The sequence below is a fragment of the Desnuesiella massiliensis genome, from assembly GCF_001403615.1.
GTDB lineage: Bacteria > Bacillota > Clostridia > Clostridiales > Clostridiaceae > Desnuesiella > Desnuesiella massiliensis.
The window spans coordinates 456,529-477,913 of record NZ_LN879457.1 but is presented as its reverse complement, the minus strand read 5'-3'; the positions used below and the strand labels follow the sequence as shown (position 1 = coordinate 477,913).

Below are 21,385 nucleotides of genomic sequence, written 5' to 3'. Positions count from 1 at the left end.
TCATCACCCCTTATTATTAAGTCATGTCCTTTAATAGTCCTAAATATATTATTCTACACCATTTGCAAAAATCCTCTAATATATTACGTTTTTTGCTATTTTGATGAATAGATCCTTGTAGTAAAGTTTTTAAAATTATTCCAATTTATTATTTCCTGTATCCCATTGCATTTAGGTAAGTAAATCTGCCCTTGTTTATTCATGTTAATCTCTACAATATCTTGATTTTTTCCATACCATCTTTCACTAGCCTCTACATCCGCCGGATAGCAGAATCCCTTAAAGCTTGAAAGATTCATTATAGGAATAGCTCCAATACCAGACTCTGGCATTGTACCTCCCCAAAGTTTAACATTATTATTGGTAGCAAGTTTGTATATTTTTAATCCTTCTAGTAATCCACCTATTCTTTGGATCTTAACATTCCATATGCGGGACGCTTCTATCTCCAAAGCTTGCGCTCCTATAATACTTGATTTCAAAGATTCATCTAAACATATAGGTGTTTTAATGTATCTAGCTAATTTAGCATGATCTAATATATCGTCATGGTTTAAAGGTTGCTCATGAAACAAACAATTGTATTCATCCATAGCTTTAAACATATCCTTATGTTTTTCAAAGTTAAAGGAGGAATTAGAGTCTGTCCAAAGAGGAAAATCTCCAATGACTTCTCTTACCGCTTTCAATGCATTTATGTCCCAACCTGGCTTTATTTTTATCTTTATTCTCTTATAACCTTCCTCGATATACTCTTTTACCCACTGTTTTAAAGTATCAATACTATTATCTATAGGAATCCCTACGGAAACTCCTGACTCTATATAATCCTCATTATTTATATACTCTTCATTAACTTCTAGTTGCTTTAACTTATAAGTTATTAACTCCTTTAAGGATATTTTATTTATATCACATAGTAAATCCCAATAAGCATTTTCCATACCAGCCTTAGCAAAGTTATTTCCTCTTACCCCTTTGCTTAGTATATCATTTATATGTTCAATGCTATTTATTTCTTCTCCTAATATCCTTTTAAATAAAAGCTCTAAATAGAGCATCTTTACAGAAGATATAGTCTCTGAGGAATAGTAAGGTTCTTCAAAGGGTGCCGCCTCTCCATAGCCTACATATTCCCCACTGTGCAACACTATGATAAGAGATTTTCTGAAATAACTAACACCTCCACTAATTTGAAAAGGTATTTTTAAAGGTATTTTAACTTCATATAATTCAATATCATCTATTCTTGCATTCTCTAATATCATATTTCCTTCCCCCAGTCCCTTATTTCATCATAAGCAATATTTATATTATTAAATCTTAATACTCCATCTAGAGCTTTGATTATTGCTTTTTTCTCCAGATAAAGCATAGCCTTTATAAGACCTTTTTCTGGATTAAATAAAAGTTCATTAAGCGCACGTTCTACTCTATGACCTTTTTTAAGCCCAAAATTTTCTGCCGGAACCTGAAAGAAGGTATGGATTTGTCCATTTTCACAGCCTCTTAAGGCATATTCTATCATCATTTTACCTGATTCTATATTTCCTGTAGCGCTTATAGGTATGATTTTATCTAAAATGTAATTTTCTCTCCTAAAATCTGTTAAGGTTTTTAAATTTCTATCACTTAAATCATAGCCTCCATAGGCTACTCCAACCTTACCCTCGAAGGATTTCTTATTATCAAAGAGTCTATTAAAACATATTAAATAATCTATTTTTTTATTGTTAAAGGCTTCTTTTAACATCTCTATTTGAAATTCATACTCAAAAACAGTGTTGTTTAGTTTTAAACCTAAAACTATATTATCCTCTCCTGCAATTTCTTTTATTATAGAGGGCACCTCTTTAATCCATCTGATTATGCTGTTTTTGCTTTTGCTTATATCAGAGCCTGCTAGGGTAGGACTAAAATCTTTTTCTAAAATTAATTTTTCCTTTCCCATTACATTTTTCCAGCTACTTAACAGCTCTTTTAATGTGTATTTATATTCTTCTATATTAAACGCTTCTTCTAAATCCTTTGGTAAGTTAAATTTACAGGAAGGTATAACAATTACGTTTTTTTCTTTACCATATGCTAAGGCTTCTTCCATAAATTCTAAATATTCTTCGAAGCTTTTTGTCCAGCCTCTCCCTTTCCAAGTAACAGTATAGCCTTCCTCACCTCTAGCACTTTTTATCTTTTCTACTACCATTTTAGGGGCTTCTACTTTCCATTGCTCCATCATGGAATTTCCACAGGGATCTTCTGATATAACTGTTTTTAATACTATAAAGCCTATGCCGCTATCGATAGAATTCTTCACTTGATTTATATTACAGGAAAGCTGTCCTGAAGCAATTCCAAAAGGATTTCTAATCTTTCTATCAGCATAAGAGCTTGATATATCAATGCTATATCTTTCTAATATATAACTCTCTATATCCTTCCATAAGCCTTCCTCAGAAAATCTTTTATAGTCTTCTTCTATCATAGCCTGTTTATTTGAATCTATAGTCATGTCTTTAGGAAGTACATAAATATTCTCCATGGCTCCTCCTATTCTAGCTCACCAATGTCTATTAAAACATTTTTTATCTTTTCTATTTCTTCTTCCTCTAACTCTTCTATAGGCCCAAAGGGATCATAAGCAGCTTCCTTTGGTATTACTCCTAAAAGATTTAATACTGTGAGCATTCTTTTTATATATCCTTCCATGGGCTTTACAAAGGTGCACTCTGCTAGTTTATCCACCTTTTCTGAAAGCTCTAAAAATTCTTTATGATTACCATTATAATAAGCTTCCATCATTTCCTTTTGAAGCTTTCCGCAAGCACTTCCAAGCCCTATTAAGGCACCCTGTGCTCCTCTCATCATGGTGTAACCAAACATCCTATCTTCCCCTGTTATCAGCAGCTTATTTTTAAAGTTATTCTTTAAAAACTCTGATATATCTTGATAAGTCATCACTGAATCTAAGGTGGCCATCTTTATTCCAATAACCTCTTCCATAGCTAATAATTCTTCTAATACGCTCTTAGAATAAGAAATTCCACCTGCTTCTTCATAAAGATAAAACAATATTATAGGTAATCCTGCCTTAGCTATTTCCTTATGATAACTTATAATTTTTTCTTCACTATTAGCTAAATTTTTGAATATGGTAGGAGCGAAAACTAAAATCGCATCTGCACCCAAATCCTTTGCCTTTTTAGCCATAGCTAAGGAATTTTCTATATATTTCTTTTCATCATACTCCTTATAGCTGTTCTCTTCCTTAATTGCTCCCACACCAGCAATGATTAATTTATCTTTAAAGGCTTCTCTCCAAAGCCTCATCACTGCTTCTCTTTGCTTTTCACTTATTAAAAGTCCTCTGCCCGTATGCACCCATATAGAAAGTCCATCTATGGGTTGGGCTTTCATATACTCTACGTAGCTATTTTGAGCTTTCTCATCTATAGTTCCATCTTTTTTAAAAGGTATGGGCACTGCTGGAAATATTCCATGCCTCATCTTCTCTATTAAATCTTCATACATTTTACTTCCTCCTCCTTTAGAAAGCTTAAAGCCATAGTACTCATTAAAACTACCCCCTCCATCAACACACTCTCATCAAAGTTAAATTCCTCATGGTGAAGAGGATGATTATATATTTCGTCCTTTGTTCCAAGGAAAACCATAGCTCCTTTAGCTTCATTCAAATAATAAGCAAAATCCTCTGCTGTCATATAAGGTTCTTTTAAAAGTACTATATCCTTAGATTTATTAATTAAGGTCATGACCTTTAATAATTCCTTCACTGCTTCTTCATTATTTATGGTAGGTGGATATTGTCTTATATAATCAACCCTAGCTTCTACCTCATTTAAATTACCAATCATTTTAACTGTATTACATAGTTTTTTCTCCACGTAATCTCTAGTGGATTCCTTTACTGTTCTTACAGTGCCCTTTATCCCTGTACTAGAAGGAACTATATTATAATCTATACCAGATTCAAATCTTCCCACTGTTAATACAAAGGGCTCTAGGGGATTAATTTCTCTTGAGTTAATATTGTATAGGGAATTAACTATTTGAATTCCTGTAGTTAAAGCATCTTTTCCTAGATGAGGCATAGCTCCATGTGCTGTCTTGCCTTCAATACAGATCTCAAACTTATCATTAGAAGCCATAATGCATCCTTCCTTGACTCCTATGGTACCCTTAGGCAAATCTGGCCAAAGATGAAGGGTATATATTCTATCTACCTTTGGATTATCCATGCAACCATCTTCTATTAAGGTTTTGGCTCCTCCAAATTGCTCCTCTGCTGATTGGAATATAAACTTCACATTACCTGCTATTTCTTCTTTCATAGAATTCAGCAGCATAGCAGTACCTAACAGCATAGCTACATGTCCATCATGACCACAAGCATGCATAACCCCTTTATTTCTAGACTTATATTCTATAGAATTTTTTTCTTCTATAGGCAATGCGTCCATGTCAGCTCTTAAAGCTATGGTAGGCCCTTTTTTGCCTCCTTTAATTAATCCAACTAAGGATGTTCCACTTATATTAGGAACTATATCAATGCCCATCAAATTAAGCTTTTCTTTTATATAATTTGATGTGTTATATTCTTTTAATGATAGCTCTGCATCACTGTGTATATGTCTTCTCACGGAAATTATCTCTTCAGCATATATTTCTGTTTTTTCTTTTATTAACTCAGCTAAGTTCATAATAACACCTCTATTTTAGGAAAAGTCCTTTTATAGTCCTTAATATATTATATTACACACTTATTAAAAAAATCCTTCTTTATTTCTTAATTTTTTTAAATTTATTTTTATAGATCTTAGACTATTGAGAAACAAAAATTCAGTTAATTACCTTATGCACACCTGTTCTTCGCTGATACTTCGAAGAATCAAGCATACATAAGCTAAGCTTTTATACCATAATCCTATAATTTTACTTTATATTAAAATTTTAAAAATCTGTCTTGGCCGCCCTCTGCCTGCTGGTTGCTCTTCTCCAACTACCTTTGCAATATCAGCCTCTTCCAATGCACTTAAAATCCTTCTAGCACTTCTCAAGGTTATATTCATAGTGTCAGCAATATCATTGGCCGTAATGACATCTTTATTTAGAGCTTTAGTAAGCCCTACTATTTTATTTAAGGTCCCTACGCTAACCTTACTTTTTTCTGCTAGCTTTAACAAAGCTTCATCTTCACTTCTAGAATAAAATTCAATATTCTTTCCTCTTTCTAAAGGCCCCATAACCATTCCGTCTTCCATAACCACATAACAACAGTTTTTATTAAAAGTACCACAGTATTTTATGGCTTCTTGACTATTCTGCTCTGCTTGATTAGCAGTATATCCAAAGCCTAGTCCTATAGATATCTTAAAAGGCAAAGAGTCATTAACTTCTTTTATAATAGGCATATACTTATAATTTTCTGTTATATCTTCTATGGCTCCTCTAGTTGCATAAAAAATATATTCGTCCTCATTTACTATTTTCATAGAGGCTTTTATTTTTTCGCAAAAATCTATAAACATTTCCATAAGGTTCAACCTCAGCCTTTGTTGTGTATACTCTGATGGAACATAGGTATTCATTTCATTCCAATTTGATATTTTTAATATACCTATGCATAATTGTCCTTTCATGGATTTAACGTTTTTAGCTTCTGTTTTAGCAAGCCTTAAAGCCTCTCTTATACAGTTTACTGTAGGAGTTATTCTATAAGTTGGTATGTTCATTCCAATTAATTTATCATAAGCAGAAGTCAAGCAGGTAATTGCTACATCTGTTTTGCCTTCATTATAAAGCTTATTATGATATTCAATTATCTCTTCTGTGGTGATATAGTCTTCATATTCTTTTACGTATATTTTATAATCATATATCCCTAATTCCTCTAACATCTCTTCTACTAAAGCTTCATGTATTGTATCTATACTGAACCTGATAGTTTTAGTATTATCCCATTTTATTTGTTCTAAATAACTGAATAGAACCTTATAAAAGGCTGTTCCAGAATAAGAAACATAAATCATAGGGATCTTTATTAAATCACTATTCCTAGCCATGTAGTAGGGTATAGGCCCTGTAAATAGCAGAATATTTTCATGCTCCTGTGCCTTTTCTGCTAGCATTAAAGTCTGTGATTCATTTCCATATCCATAGTCCTTTAAATTTAAATCCTGAAAATTCATTCCCTCTTCAATAGTTTTTGAAACTAGATCCTTAGGACCTAGTACCGCTATATTAATAGCCATGCTATACACCTCTTTGACAAATGTCCGTATTTAGTCCTTAATTAATGATAACATTATTAAAAACCTTCTTCAACTAGTTAAAGAGCTAAAAATAAAATTATTTCTAATAATCATAAGTTTACATAAAATCCTCTTAACGAAATTAACTCTTATAGCAGCCTTTTATAAAGTGTAATAAAAATAAAAGGGTCAACTAAAAGATAATAAAAATCTTCTTTTAGTTGACCACAATTCTTTGATTAATTTGCCTTTATTTTTATAACTCCTCTATTACCCACTGAGATAGTAAACTCTCTCCCTTTTCAAGGGATGAAAATCCGAACATACCATTTTCAAATTTACTATGCTCCTTTTCTATGAGTACCTCACCATTAATAGAGAACTTTATGTTATTTCCTTTTACCTCTACTTCAAAACTATATTCCTTGTTAAGGTCATAGGCATATGGAACTGTAGCTAATGTAGTATATCCAAAATCATTTACTATTAAGGACACCCTATCCTTTCCATCAAAACCTGCCATATAGTTTCTATAAATACCTTTTGCTCTAAAAGTTACATAGTGATTATATCCTTCTAAGGGATTTATATTTACTTTTAAATTTACGTCCTTAATATAGTAGTTCCCTGTGTAACATGAGCAACCATCAGAGGATACACATTTCATATGTTTGTCTTCTATACTCCAAGTTCCTCTATTGTGCGCAAAAGGTGTGATACTTAAAAACTCTGAAGCTTGCTTTGAAAAATCTATGGTATATTTAGCTCTCCCTTTAACATGGAAATTATCTATAAATAATCTTCCAAGGGCTCTCTCAGTTAATTGTGAAGGACTTTCTATAATTATTCCTACCTCATCAATAAGAGCTCCTTCAGTATCTGGCACTGTGAATTCAATATGATTCCACTGTTGATTTTTTAATTCATGCTTATTCAATACAATATCGTCCTTAGTAAAGCTATTCCTAACATATGGCGTGATTATTACTCTATTACCTTCCCATTTATCTAAGAAAATATCTAAGGACACACATTGCCCGCTATATACCTTTGGAGCACAATTAGGCTTATATCTTTCGTCCTCAAAATCCTCTCTTCTATAGAAGGGTTTATAAAAGATTTTGCTTTTATCTGTGTTTACCATTCTGTCAAACATAACTTCAAGAGATCCCTTACTATTATAGCCCTTCTCGTCGCTATGTCTAAGTCTAGTTTTAAAGGTATTGGAAGTCCTAAAGCCGTGAGTGGCTCCTGGAAGCTCAAAATCAAAATATAGTTCTCCTTCTTTATAGCTATCTATTAAGCACTCTGGAGCTTTCTCTCCAGATAATTTATATCCAAGTAAGGCTAACTCCTTAACAAAAGTTGGAACATCAAGTATGTTAAGATATCCCGATACACTAGAGGTCATTATAAAATCATTCATAGGTTTTCTATAATGTTCCTCTATTCCTTCTATACCAGCAAACACCCCTAAAATAGTCCCTACATTTCCTGCATTGCAGTCTGTATCCCAACCACACATAGTAGCTATTTCAACAGTTCTTGCAAAGTTCCCTTCTCCATAAACCAGGGACAGCGCACATACTCCTGCATTAGGTATTATGTGGCATATACCTGGATATTTATCGTATCCCCAATTGTCCTCTAAATATTTTCTACAAAGGCTAAAATCCTTGGGATTTTTTTTATAGAAATCTAGCACAGCCCTTACTACTGCCGCATAGGTACTTTCTTCAGGTATCACAGATAAACCAGCTTCTATTATTTCCTCTATGTCTTTTGCTGAAAAAGCCTTTGCTATACAAGCGGCCATAAATCTTGCTCCATATAGACCATTTTTATCATGGGATACGCTAGCCGCCTTTTCAGAATACTCTGCTGCTTTTTCTATATTATTAGGAAATATTAATCCCCAAGTATCTATAAAAATTTGCCCGCCAATTTGCTCTGCTAAAACTATGCCGTTTTGTTCGATTGAACCAGATCTAGGTGCTTCAATGCCCTTTTTTAAATTTAGAAAGGCTGTGTGTTCAGTGCTTACACCCTCGCCACCCCACCAAAACATTCCTATGCCTTCTCTAGTATAGTTTAACCATGCTTTACCTACATCCTCTGCTCTAAGTTCTCTATTTACAGCATCATCATAAAGAGCTCTGATAAAAAAAACTGGTCCATTAACATCATCATCTGCAGCAAAATTTTTATAATCCTTTACATAATTCTTTATGTCTCCATATATACGCTTTATTCTTTCATAAGTCCAAGAGGTGGGTTCTACTGGTGCTCCTAGTCTTATACCTACATTCATACCTAAAAAGCCTGCATATACTCTCTCTAAATAATCCTTAGGAATCACTTTACTCTCCTCCTTAGTAAATATTTTCAAGTAATCTTCTTCTTTTTTCATATTCATGCAAATCGTTATCTATTATCTCTTTAGCAATATTAGAAAATCTATCAGCACTTTCTAACAAATTCATTTTATTAGCTTTCTCAAGCATATTTATATCATCATCACTGATAACTGTTGATCCATACATAGCTCCTAAAATTACACCAATCATAACACCTATGGAATCAGTATCCCTTCCTGAATTTATTCCATCTAATATAGCTTCATGGAAGCTGCCCTCATTTAATACTATAAAGGCTAAAGCAAGAGGAAGTTCTTCTATGCTGAATAGTCTGCTTGGCGTATAGTGATTTGATGGTACTCCTACCTTATCTATACTTCTTGAAATATCATCTTTCATAGGGGAATATTTAGCTATAATATTATGAAAACATTCTATGATTTTATCTTTATCTTCTCTGTAGGGCTTTAATTCCTTTGCTGCTTTTACTAATTCCTCGATAGCTTTTTTTGTTCCATCCTTAGCTAAATCTATGGCTGTTTTAATAATATCTTCTATGGAAGCTTCTGGTTCAAAGGCTTTTGCAACGCAGGCTGCAAGTACCCCTGCAGCCTCAAGTCCATAACTACATTGGTGTCCCATGGCAAAGGCTATGGCCTCATCGTAAGCAGCCTTAGGATTGCAGGCATTTACAATGCCTATAGGCGCAATATACATAGCCGCCCCACAATTTACCATGTTACCAATTCCACCTTCTCTTGGATCACAGTTAGAAAGTACGTGACGAATAAATATATACTTTTCAGGATAAAAAAGTCTATCAATTATTAAGGCTTCTTTCCCAAACTCCGGTATGAAGGTTGGTCTAAAGGCAATCTCTTTGACAAATTCCTCTCCCATATCATAAGCATCAAGGTGTCTTCTCTTTGCACCATATACTCTCATCAGTGCCAAAGTCATCAATGTATCATCTGTAACTATGCCACTTCCTCTCATTCGGTTCAATCTCTGCTCTGGTGCATAATCTGCCTTATACCATTTTGTATCCAGCTTTGTAACTCTTCCGTACTTAGCTTTAATTTCATCGTAACTCAGCTTCTCTATAGGAGCGCCTATAGCGTCTCCATAGGCAGTAGCTAATATCACGCCTCTAACACGTTCTTGAAAAGTAACCATTATTCGTCCTCCTGAGTTATTTTATTTTTTCATTAGCATATTTGGTTATCTCTGCTCCACCTGCTTTATTCCAATCTTGAATAAATTTATCAAAATCACTTACAGGTCTCTTACCTGTGATTATATCAGTGGAATACTCTTTGTATAAATTCTGCATTGCATCCCATTTCGCAGTGTACTCCTCTGGTACTATAAAGTTTATATCCTTAGCATAATATTTTTGAGTCATATCAAGAGATTTTTGACCAGGTTCTCCTAAAAGTGAAGATTTTAAAGGCGTTGAAGGTTTAAATTCACTTGGTTCCCAAAATCTTGCATACCATTCTTGTGCCTTATCTGTTAATTCAATTTTTCCATCTACTACCTTATAATGTTCATTTTCAAATCCAAGCCTATCTAGCATTTGTCCTTTAGGGCTTGCAAGATAATCTAATACCTTGAAGGCTACTTCTTTGTTTTGTGATTTAGAATATATACCTATTCCTCTTGTTTCCTTAGTTACATCTGTAGCTCCAAATCCTTGGCTCTTTCCACTTGCTGGTGGAAGTACTACAATCCCTTGACTTTCACTATTAGCTTTTTTCATTTTTCCTTCATATATGTCTATAACTTTTCCTGCTGTTCCAGATATAACTCCTGCTTGTCCATCAAAGAAAGCTTTTTCTTTAGTATCCCATTTTTTAGTAACAAATTGTGGATCTAATAATCCTTCTTTATATAGTTTGCTATAGAATGCAAGCTTTTCCTTCTCATTTTCAGTAACTTTTGAATATACATACTTACCACTTGCATCCTTCATCCAAGTTGATGTAACTCCGAAGGCCATATTAAATATATTGTCTAGCTCATCAATGCTTCCAGCTACAGTTACACCGTAGGAAGGTTTATCCTTTCCTCCTGGAGGGTTGGTTTTTAATTCTTTAAAGAAATTATAGTAGTTTTCAGTAGTAGGATTTTCTGCTAAAGCTTTAGAGCTTTGCATTTTATCAAACCAATCCTTTCTAATAACTGGCGCCTTTTGTGACAGAGGCTTTACCCATAATAAATAAGGATAATTGTTCATTCTTTCTGTATTATGAGGCATCATTATATTCTTGATATATTTTGAATTTTTAATAAGGGGATTTAAATCTTCGAGTAGTCCTTGCTGCGAAATCTGCTGATCTCCACCTTGGAAGTATATTATGTCTGGAATAGTTCCACCAACTAACATTAAATTTAATTTTTCAGCATAGTTTCCTTGTGGCATTTCCACTAATTCGATCTTTACGTCAAGTCCTTCATCTTCTTTAAGTCCTTTTTCTAGGGCCTTAAAATAATTTACAGCTACAGGATTGGAAGGTCCTTCATCCTTCATAACTAATTTCAAAGTTACTGTTCCTCCAGATTTGACAGGCTCTGCCTTCTCCTTTGGCTTGCAAGCAGTTAAATTGAATGTAATGGCTGCGGCAGTTATGATACCAAGTAATCTCTTTTTCATGATTTTCCTCCTTAAAAATTAAATATTATTAAATCACATTATTAATATATTTACTCCTTAACTCCACCTTCCAAATTACCCTTTACATAATATTTAAGTATAATCGGATAAAGTGCAAGCATTGGTATTATAGCTATGACTATAGTACCTGCTTGAAGTGAACCATAATCTAATTGTGCTGCTTGGTTATAAGATAATAAACTATTTACTCCTAACATAGAAACAGTATCCTTTACTACAACAAATTGTCTTAACACCAATTGTAAAGGCCACTTGCTCTGACTGGTCAAGTAAATTGAAGCTCTGAAGAATTCGTTCCAGTGAAAAACACCATAAAACAATCCTAGGGTTGCTAAGGCTGGTTTAGATAATGGAAGCATTATCTTTGTAAATATAGTGAAATGTCCTGCCCCATCTACCCTTGCAGCTTCCAAAATAGTCTCGGGAACATCCTCAAAAAACCTCATTAATATAATCAAATAATAAACATTTACAGCTTTATAAAGTATTACTGAAGCATAAGTATCTAGTAAGTTCAAATTTTTTACTACTAAATATTCCTGTATTAATCCAGGTTCAAATACCATAATTATTATTAGCAATACCATAAAAATGTTTTTCCCAACAAATTTAGGTCTCGTTAATGCATAGGCTGCCATAGCTGTAAAAAACAGATTTATAAAGGTACCTACTATGGTAATAAATATAGAATTAAAAATACTCTTACCTATCTGGGGATTTGATAATAATACCTTATAATTAATGAAAGATAATCCTTTAGGCAAAATATCTAATCCACTCATTTTGTGTACGTTTGCAGGATCTGTAAGCGACAGTGCTAAGATATTTAAAAGTGGAATTAACATTGTCAAGGTAATAAGGAACAATGTGGAATATATAATTATAGAAGACCATTTCAGTTTTTTCATTTTTTCCCTCCTACCATAGTCCTTTTCCTGTTAATTTTTTTGATAAAAAATGAGTTCCTATTATTAGTACTACTCCAATAGCTCCTTTAAACAAGCTGGCCGCTGTGGCATAAGCATATTGTCCATTTAATATACCAATTCTGTATACATAGGTATCTAATATGTCTACTACACTTATAACTGAGTCATTCATCAAATTTACAACTTGGTCAAAGCCTGCATTCATAAAGAAGCCCAGATTTAATATAAATACAGTCACTATGGTGGTCTTTAGTTCTGGAAAGGTGATATATTTCATCTGCTGCAGTCTGTTAGCTCCATCCATATATGCCGCCTCATAAAGGGAAGGACTTATCTTCATTATGGCTGCTAAATACACTATAGAGTCCCATCCAGCACTTCTCCACATCTCAGAGAAAACCAGCACCCATCTTATATGTCCCTTGCTAGTCATAAAATCCACAGATGGTATATTGAAAATATTTAGTATATTATTAATAGCTCCACCAGTGGGGTTTAATAAATTTATCCATATCCCTGCAATAACTACCCAGGATAAGAAGTGAGGTAAATATACTATGGATTGAACATACTTTCTAAATCTTACGCTCCTAACCTCATTTATCAATAAAGATAAAATAATTGGGATTGGGAAGAAGATTACTATTTTCATTGTGCTGATTATAATAGTATTCTTTAGCACATTAAAGAAAGCTGGTGAACTAAATAAAACCTTAAAATGCTTAAGCCCTACCCATACATTGTCACCTATAATTCTATAGTCTTGAAAGGCAAGAACCATACCAAATAAAGGCACAATATGAAATACTATAAAATACACTAAAGTAGGAATTAACATTACATATAGAATCCACTCTTTTCTAATTTTCTTAAGATTATTTCTAATCTCCATAATCATTTTTCCTCCGTAATATTAAACACTCTATCTACAGCTTCTCTCTTAGGCATGCCTCCCTGTGCACCCTTTTGAGTAACAGATATTCCAGCTGCTATATTAGCAAAGCTAATACTTTCAAATAAACTTCTTCCCTCTGAGATAGCTACTGAAAAGGCACCAGAAAAAGTATCTCCTGCACCTGTAGTGTCAATTGCCTCTACTTTTATACAAGGAACTGTGATGATATTTGCTCCGTCAAAATATTTAACTCCTTGACTTCCTTGGGTTACAATTAACTTATTAGGATATCTCCTTAATGCCTCTTCCATATTCTCCTCAGTATTTAGAATGATTTTGTACTCATGCTCATTTGGTGTTATGTAGGTTACTTTTTCAATGAGTTCCTTCTTTAAGGGTAAAGCTGGCGCTGGATTCAACACTATAGTCTTTTTATTTTCATATAAGAAACTTACTATATACTCTATTGCTTCTATAGGTATTTCCATTTGCATTATGATAACATCGAAGCTTAAAAGCTCTTCCTTTACTTTTTCTAAATATGTAATATTAGTGAAATTATTCGCCCCTTGTACAACTATTATTCTATTATCATTGCTGCAAAGCTCAATTACTGCAACCCCTGTAGGCACATTTTCCACATAATTTATATGCTTAATTTCAATTCCTTCCTTTTGAAGATTAGACTTCATTTGCATACCGTTTTCATCTCTTCCTAAGGAACCAAAGATGCATATATTTCCACCAAGTCTAGCTGCTGCTACCGCTTGGTTTGCACCTTTTCCTCCTGGAGACATAAAGAAGTTATTTCCTAAGATAGTTTGTCCCATTTTAGGTGAAATATCAGTTTCTACTACTAGGTCCATATTTATACTTCCAACAACTGCTATACTATTCACTTAACTTCCCCCTATACTTCTAAATTCATTAAAGGAGCGTGCTGCTGAGCACCATATACATCTCTATCACCAATAGTTCCAGAGGAAACATCTCTTAAAATAGTAATTTTAAAGCCCAAAGCTGGATCAAAAAAAACTATGTTACAGACTCTATCCTCAGTAATACCATATAATTTACAAACTGTATCTATGTTTATCTTGCCGGACTCTTTTACTCTAAAATAACTTTCTTCATTATCAAACAGAACATCTAATGTAAGCTCAAAGGGTCCTGAATTCTTGCTTCTAAGTATTTTAGCTAGTTCAAATAATGATGCCATAATTACCTCCATAAATATTGGATTTTAAAAGGTTTTAATCCATTGTCTACCTTCATAAGATGGTATATAGAAAACTCATATACTGGTCCAAATTCTATATCGCTTGGTGCAAAAGGAAAGGCTAAATTCCCAGCAGTAGATTTTCTTCCATCATATCCATAATGTAAAAAGGTAGATCTAACTGTAGCACATATACTATTAGCCAGCTCTTGAGTCTCTGCTACCACTTCAAACATAACTCCAATTTCGTGACCAGAGAAGGATTCCTTTTCTTTCTTTCCCATTACTCCATCTTTTCCATAATTATAGAAATTAATGTTATACTGTTCTCTTGGTATTTCCTTATAGTATTGATGTACCTGATTTAGTACAAGCTCTTCTACTTCCTCAATGGAACTTAGAAGCAGCGGATCTCTGATACCTGCTATTACAAAGGTTCTATAACTTACCTTTCTAGCACCCTCCAATTTTATAAAGTAATCTTCATTCTTTATAAATTGACTATTTCTTACTTCTACTACTCCATCCTCTATTTCCTTAAATTCACATTTACTTAAATCTAAAATAAATCCTGGTCCGTGTAGAATATAAGGATGATCTTTTTCATAAAAAGTATGAGCTGCCACACTAACTTCATTACATTTTCTTATAGGGTTAAGAGCTTTTACCGTAAAAGAATCTTTTGTTAAGGTTCCAAGGATACAATCCTTAGTGGTTCCAGGTTCAGCACATAAAGCTCCGCATTCCAATATTTTTCCTAGATGATAAGATAACCCTATATCCATACCATGATATATGCCTACTGCTGCAAAAGGGGATGGATCATAGGCTCGTCCACATATAATAATATCGTTTTCATTACTAAGAGCTTCTATTATAGGTTCATGTCCCATTTGAGCTGCAATACTGTTAGTTTCAAGAATTATATCTTCCTTAAGCTCCTTAACCCCTTTTCCTAAAGGTACTATCCTATCTTCTCTTACTGCTTCTATAATTTCTTCCTTAGAAAAATCTGACCATATCACTGCTATTTTTGCCTTTAAATCATTCTCTCTTAATATTTCATCAATAATATCTAGAGTCCATTCTACATGTGGCTTTGCCCCAGCACCGCCAGCAGAGCCTATTATTACAGGAATTTTATTTCTTAGTCCCCTTGTTAATAATAGTTCTATATCTTTTTTTGCCGCTCTTCTACTTACAATAGCTACACCTGCTCCAAGCTTATGAGGTCCTGCATCTGTAGAACCTGCATCTACAACAATAGCATCAGGCTTTTCCTCAATACCTTTAATAAAAGATTCCTTAGGAAAGCCATAACCAAGCATTCCACAAGGTGAAAGTATCTTAATTGTTTTATCCAAAATAGCTCATCTCCTACTTTAAATCAATGCTTTTATTCATAGTAATTGAATCTAACGATTTTTTTACCATATTTAAGTGTCTTAATATTTCTTTTTTTGCTTCTTCTACATTTCTAGCTTTAATTGCTGAAATTATTTTTTTATGCTCTTCCAAAACCTCAGCTTTTCTCTTCTCATTATTTTTAAAACTGCTTTCTCCTAGTTCGCAAATCAAATCATAATATATATCAATAAAATTAGTTAAAAGTATATTTTTTGAAAGCTGAGCTAATCTCAAATGGAAGTCATGATCTGACATAGAATTTTTTTCTCCATTAGAGTCAATACTTTCTAAAAATGCCTCTACTTCTTCAATATCTCTATCTGTAGCATTTTTAACTGCTAGCTCTACAATTTTTTGCTCTAAGGCTTCTCTCATCTCTATTAAATCCTTATAGGTCGCTTGCTTAAAAGAATTTATTAAAGAATCATTTATAGAGTTGCTTTCTGGAAGCTCTCTTATATATGTGCCATCCTTAGGCTTCCTGCTTATATATCCTTTGTATTGAAGAATCATCAGTGCTTCTCTCAATATTCCTCTGCTTATACCTAACTTTTCCGCTAAAACGGTTTCAGTAGGCAGTTTATCCCCAGGCTTAAGTTCGCCTTTTTCAACCATCATAATAATATCTTGCGCGACCTGATCGGATAGGTTAACTGATTTTACAGTTTTAAAATCCATAAATTCACCTCTTAAGTTTAATTGTTTAACAATTAAACTATATAACAATAAACTTTAAAAGTCAAATTAAATTATTGAACTTTTTTAAATTTTCTTAATTGCGGTATATAAATCTACAAATAAAAACCGAGGGTAAAGTTATTATAATTTAACTTTACCCTCGGTTATACTTTTCTAATAGTATATTTGCTATGTCTTTACTTTTTATACTTCCACTCTGTCCTTTCTTTAGTATCAACTAATTCTATACTATGACTTAATAAAAGCTTTCTAATATCATCAGCCTTAGCCCAGTCCTTTTGCATTCTTGCCTTATTTCTTTCCTCTATAAGCTGTTCAATCCAATGAATATCAATATTTTCATCTACCTGCTCTTCTTCAACAAGATTTAGCGAAAATATATTATCAAAATCTTTTATCAAATATATTTTCTCTGCATTATTTAGTAATTCACTCTTTATTACTTCAGTTAACACAGTAAATGCATTAGGCAAATTTAAATCACTGCTTATTTGTTCTATAAATTTGTTTTTGTACTGATTTGTCTTATTTGCATCTATATTTTCATCTGATTCAATATACTTAGAAATAATTTTAATTCTATTTTTCAATTTACTTAAAGCATTTTGTGCCTCTTTAAGGCTTTCAAAGCTAAACACCAGTTGCTTTCTATATCTTGATTGCATGCAGAAATATCTATAATCTAAGGGACTAAAACCCTCTTCCTTTAATCTGTCTATAGTGAGAAAGTCTCCACTAGATTTTGACATCTTACCCTTATTTAATACTAAAAACTCTCCATGCATCCAGTAATTAACCCACCTATGCCCTAGTGCGCTTTCTGATTGAGCTATTTCATTAGAATGATGTACCGGTATATGATCTACTCCTCCACAATGAATATCTATTTGTTCCCCTAAATATTTAATAGACATAGCCGAACATTCTATATGCCAACCTGGAAACCCCTTACCCCAAGGCGATTGCCATTGCATTATCTGATTGGTAAACTTAGAATTTGTAAACCATAGTACAAAATCTAATGGATTTTTCTTATAAGGATCTATATCCACCCTGCTTCCTGATTGAAGCTCTTCCATACTAAGGTTAGCAAGTTTATTATAATTTTCATATTTATCAATAGAAAAATACACATTGCCATTTGCTATATAGGTAAATCCTTTTTCTTCTAGTATTTTAATAAATTCAATCATATCCTCAATATGTTCTGTGGCTCTGCAAATTACTGAGGGTTTTTCGATATTTAGCAGCTGGCAATCCTTAAGAAATGCTTCTTCATAAAACCTTGCAATTTCCCACACTGTTTTCTTTTCTCTGCTGGCACCTAAGGCCATTTTGTCTTCTCCTAAATCTCCATCAGACTCTAAATGTCCCACATCAGTAATATTCATAACGTGTTTTACTTCATAGCCTATATAACTAAGAGACTTTTTAAGGAGATCTTCAAATATATAAGTCCTTAGATTTCCTATATGAGCAAAATTATATACTGTGGGACCACAGGTATATAACTTCACCTTATCTGGTTCTACTGTAATTAATTCTTCTTTTTTTCTTGTTAATGTGTTGTAAATTAAAAATTTCATTTTCACTACTCCTTTTTTAGTAAATATAAAAAATAAAACTGCAGCATTCTCGTAGTTTCTCTTAAACAGAAAAACTACAGGAAATCACCTGCAGTTAGATTAATCTTTTAGTATTAAATTTATAGCAATAGCATATTATTTATCTATTACAAAACTGGCTATAAATTAAAGTAGAATATGGTTCTCATAATAATTTGCAGGACTGTAGTTATTTATTTTTGCACACATTAAACATTTTAAATAACAACAGCAACAACACATCATTATAAGTAACCTCCTAACTTAAATTTATATTATTATTATATAATGTATCTAATAAAATTCATAGCCTAATATATATTTTATACATAATTTATCTTAACTATTCTGCCAAGCCTTTGCATAAGCTCGCATAACTCCTCAACTAATCTCATCTTTATACCTATACTTAAGTAAAACTCTTCATTATCGTAGGCTTTATTCCAAGCCTTTCCTATCCACATATTAAGATGAGTGCATTCCTCTAGGAGCATCCTTGAAAGCTTTATAGCTCCATCCTCACCCTTAAGGATATTTTCTCTTCCCTCTTCAAGAAAAGAATTGGTGTATTTTCTTATGATTTCTACTGACTTGTTTAAAGTTACAACTCCCTCTGTTATTAAGTCTACTCCTTCCATATAAAATATAGGAGGGATTTCGGAGTTTATCTGCCTTGTGTCTACAACTAAATCCCTTTTAAGTATTCTCTCTGCAATATTTGCGGCAGTGCCTCCGCATATTATCTTCTTTCCTTTTCCTCTCATAAGTTCATCGATTACATAAGCATCCTTAGCCTTATCCTCAGGGGGGCCAGTAAATAGATCTACATACTGAGGGCTTTTTATTTTAATTCCAATGGCGGTTGCGTCATCTCCTGGCTTGCATCCATATAAATACCAACAAGCATCGATAAGATCTCTGCTTATATTCTTTGCACATTTTTTATTGCCACTGCTTCTAAGCAGATAGTTCTCTACGTCACTCCACTGCCATCCCATATTCAATACATTTCCTTCGCCCGCATGCAAAACCCCGTCGCTTATAATAGTTATAACATCATTTTCTTGTAGGCAGAAATTGCTTTCTAAAACCTTCCGTTCATTAATAATGGTTTCTTTTTTATCTATTTTAATACTTTCACCTTTTCTTATTAAAAAAAATGGAGGATTTTCATATTCCACAGCATAGGTTTTACCGTTTTTATCTATCTTCATAATGGTAAAGGTAGAATAAGCTATATGCCTTTCGCTACATATGGGCAGAGTATTTATTATTGTATGAACCGTTTCATAAATATCTGCTCCACCCTTTATCATAGTTCCTGCTATACGACTAGTTAATGTAGCAAGGATGTTAGCCTTAACACCACTTCCTAACCCATCTGCTAAAACCATTACTGTACTATCTTCCATTTTAATGATTTCTACCATATCTCCACAGAGTTCTTCGCCCTTCTTCTTTAAGCTGTCAAAGGAGGTATCAACAAAATATCTCATTTTACTTCCCCCGATTCTCCACTTATCACATTTCTAAGCTCCATCAATATTAATTTTGTTTCCGCTGTAGTCTCTCCAAGGACTCCAGCTATTTCCTGGGCAACTCTCATTTGTTTTTGAATAATTTCATCCGCAGCATTTAGCGCATTTCTTTTTATTTTAATAAGTTCCTCTCTATTTCTCTCCTCATCTATTATATTCATTAAAGAAATTAAAACCACATCCTGCTTTTCTAGGTATAATGCATTTTCTATAAATACAGCATTATACTTACCATAGACAACCTTCTTGCCCATAATATCTTTTCCTGTTTCCTTTACTTCTTTAAAGTCTTCATCTTCTAACAAGACAGATATGGACTTTCCAATAATGTTCTCTTTGTCTACTAGAAAAGTTTTTTCTGCTGCAGGGTTTAATTCTTTAATTCTCATATCTCCATCTAATAAAATTAAGCAATTAGGTGTATTCTCGATTATCACATTAGATAGACTCTCTGCCTTACTTCTCATAAAGTGTAAACACATACTGACTTCTGCCATACCTTCATAAACAGCCTGAGCCTTTTCTCTACAGGTATTATAACCGCATACTCCACAGTTTAACTCGTCTTCTTTTGTAAATTTCCCCATCTGCCTCATTATCTTATTTATTTCTTCTTCTCTTGGATTCTCTTTGATAATTTTTTTATCTCTAAAATTTCTAAAAAAAGTAACTTCTTCTGGAATAGTCACACCTTCTATAGAAGTACTTTTCACTCTTTTATTTATATAATTCCTCACCTTGCTAAGCCTTGTATAGTATCCATCTTCATCTTTTATCATTTTAGGGCCCCCAATACAGCTTCCTTTACAAGAACTTACTTCTACAAAGCAATTTTTAATCTTTCCCTGCTGCATGGATTTAAAAATTTCCATACAATCTTCCGTACCTGTTACAGAAATAGTGTTTAGAGACTTATTTTTAAAATTTCCACCCATACATTCTAATATTCCTCCACCTAGAGGAAAGCTTCTTCCCCCAGATAAATCATTATGCTCAAACTCTGATATTTCAAGATCTTCTAAGTTAATATTCTCTTCTTTTAGCCAAGCTTTTACCTCTTCAAAGGTAATAACTGCATTTATGATTTTTTCTTCTTTATAGTCTTCTACCTCAACTTTTTTAGCATCACAGGGCCCCATAAAAACTACAAAGGAATCTTTCCCATAAATGTTCTTCAAAGTTTTCCCATGAGCAAACATAGGTGAAACCACGGGAATCATGTATTTAACAAGTTCAGGATAATATTTTTCCACTAAATAGTTAGCGGAAGGACAAGATGTAGTAATATAATTATCTTGATGGTGCTCCTCCACATATTTATTATATAGCTTAGCTACTATTTCTGCACCATAAGCTGTCTCATGTACATAGGAAAATCCTAGTTTTTTTAAGGCAGTGATGACTTTTCCCTCTTCCACATCAAAAAATCCAGCAAAGGATGGTGCTAGGGTTGCTATTACTGGCCTGCTTGAATTTACTATATATTTTACCTTATCTATATCACTAAGTACATTTCTGGCATTTTGAGGGCAGATAGAAAGACAATGACCACAAGCAATGCATCTATCCTCTTCTATTTCAGCCTGCTCATTCTTAAATTTAATAGCTTTTACTGGACAGGCTCTAAGACACTTATAACAATTCTTGCAATTAGCTTTAGAAAAATTCATGTATTTCATTTGGTCACATCCTTCACTTATTATATAAGGCATCTTTGACTAGTTATTTTTTTACGATACCTAATTTAATTATATTATTATTGTTAATTATTTATCAACATCATTTATATAT

Annotated in this window: 17 protein-coding genes; all 17 read right to left on the bottom strand. The window is 33.1% G+C overall.

The window, feature by feature from the left end:
* Positions 1 to 95: 95 nt before the first annotated feature.
* The 17 genes from menC to BN2665_RS20115 all read right to left on the bottom strand — a co-directional run bounded on the left by menC (position 96) and on the right by BN2665_RS20115 (position 21,273).
* Positions 96 to 1,268: an o-succinylbenzoate synthase gene (gene menC / locus BN2665_RS20195; protein WP_055668919.1), complete on the bottom strand. Its 1,173-nt coding sequence runs from the start codon at positions 1,266 to 1,268 to the stop codon at positions 96 to 98.
* Positions 1,265 to 2,539 carry a beta/alpha barrel domain-containing protein gene (locus BN2665_RS20190; RefSeq protein ID WP_055668918.1) on the bottom strand — a complete coding sequence of 425 codons (1,275 nt, stop codon included), beginning with the start codon at positions 2,537 to 2,539 and terminating at the stop codon, positions 1,265 to 1,267. The genes menC and BN2665_RS20190 overlap by 4 nt, the downstream gene beginning before the upstream one ends.
* Before the next feature lie 8 nt (positions 2,540 to 2,547).
* A complete protein-coding gene (locus tag BN2665_RS20185) occupies positions 2,548 to 3,528 on the bottom strand; it encodes a dihydrodipicolinate synthase family protein (protein WP_055668917.1) in 981 nt (326 codons plus the stop codon).
* Complete coding sequence (locus tag BN2665_RS20180) at positions 3,513 to 4,718, bottom strand: M20 metallopeptidase family protein (RefSeq protein ID WP_055668916.1); 1,206 nt, start codon at positions 4,716 to 4,718, stop codon at positions 3,513 to 3,515. Before BN2665_RS20180 ends, BN2665_RS20185 begins: the two co-directional genes overlap by 16 nt.
* A gap of 237 nt (positions 4,719 to 4,955) precedes the next feature.
* Positions 4,956 to 6,269 (bottom strand): helix-turn-helix domain-containing protein, encoded by a 1,314-nt coding sequence (locus tag BN2665_RS20175; RefSeq protein ID WP_055668915.1) that lies wholly within the window; start codon positions 6,267 to 6,269, stop codon positions 4,956 to 4,958.
* 256 nt (positions 6,270 to 6,525) lie between these two features.
* Positions 6,526 to 8,628 carry an ADP-ribosylglycohydrolase family protein gene (locus BN2665_RS20170; protein ID WP_082436028.1) on the bottom strand — a complete coding sequence of 701 codons (2,103 nt, stop codon included), beginning with the start codon at positions 8,626 to 8,628 and terminating at the stop codon, positions 6,526 to 6,528.
* Between the two features lie 13 nt (positions 8,629 to 8,641).
* Positions 8,642 to 9,802: an ADP-ribosylglycohydrolase family protein gene (locus BN2665_RS20165; RefSeq protein WP_055668914.1), complete on the bottom strand. Its 1,161-nt coding sequence runs from the start codon at positions 9,800 to 9,802 to the stop codon at positions 8,642 to 8,644.
* A gap of 16 nt (positions 9,803 to 9,818) precedes the next feature.
* Positions 9,819 to 11,282, bottom strand: coding sequence for an extracellular solute-binding protein (locus tag BN2665_RS20160; protein WP_055668913.1), 1,464 nt, complete (start codon positions 11,280 to 11,282; stop codon positions 9,819 to 9,821).
* A 50-nt stretch (positions 11,283 to 11,332) separates the two neighbouring features.
* Entirely contained in the window at positions 11,333 to 12,211 is an 879-nt protein-coding gene (locus BN2665_RS20155; RefSeq protein WP_055668912.1) for a carbohydrate ABC transporter permease, read from the bottom strand.
* Between the two features lie 10 nt (positions 12,212 to 12,221).
* A complete protein-coding gene (locus BN2665_RS20150; protein WP_154674997.1) occupies positions 12,222 to 13,124 on the bottom strand; it encodes an ABC transporter permease in 903 nt (300 codons plus the stop codon).
* 2 nt (positions 13,125 to 13,126) lie between these two features.
* Entirely contained in the window at positions 13,127 to 14,026 is a 900-nt protein-coding gene (gene rbsK / locus BN2665_RS20145) for a ribokinase (RefSeq protein ID WP_074042373.1), read from the bottom strand.
* A gap of 11 nt (positions 14,027 to 14,037) precedes the next feature.
* Complete coding sequence (locus BN2665_RS20140) at positions 14,038 to 14,346, bottom strand: DUF4387 family protein (RefSeq protein ID WP_055668910.1); 309 nt, start codon at positions 14,344 to 14,346, stop codon at positions 14,038 to 14,040.
* A 2-nt stretch (positions 14,347 to 14,348) separates the two neighbouring features.
* Positions 14,349 to 15,710, bottom strand: coding sequence for an acyclic terpene utilization AtuA family protein (locus tag BN2665_RS20135; protein ID WP_055668909.1), 1,362 nt, complete (start codon positions 15,708 to 15,710; stop codon positions 14,349 to 14,351).
* A gap of 13 nt (positions 15,711 to 15,723) precedes the next feature.
* Positions 15,724 to 16,431, bottom strand: a complete 708-nt coding sequence (locus BN2665_RS20130; protein ID WP_055668908.1) for a FadR/GntR family transcriptional regulator — start codon at positions 16,429 to 16,431, stop codon at positions 15,724 to 15,726.
* Positions 16,432 to 16,628: 197 nt separating this feature from the next.
* Entirely contained in the window at positions 16,629 to 18,038 is a 1,410-nt protein-coding gene (cysS, locus tag BN2665_RS20125; protein ID WP_055668907.1) for a cysteine--tRNA ligase, read from the bottom strand.
* Between the two features lie 341 nt (positions 18,039 to 18,379).
* Positions 18,380 to 19,552 carry a SpoIIE family protein phosphatase gene (locus tag BN2665_RS20120; RefSeq protein WP_055668906.1) on the bottom strand — a complete coding sequence of 391 codons (1,173 nt, stop codon included), beginning with the start codon at positions 19,550 to 19,552 and terminating at the stop codon, positions 18,380 to 18,382.
* The gene (locus BN2665_RS20115) at positions 19,549 to 21,273 is read right to left on the bottom strand and encodes a [Fe-Fe] hydrogenase large subunit C-terminal domain-containing protein (RefSeq protein ID WP_055668905.1); all 1,725 of its coding nucleotides are present in this window, start codon (positions 21,271 to 21,273) and stop codon (positions 19,549 to 19,551) included. The genes BN2665_RS20120 and BN2665_RS20115 overlap by 4 nt, the downstream gene beginning before the upstream one ends.
* Positions 21,274 to 21,385: the final 112 nt, after the last annotated feature.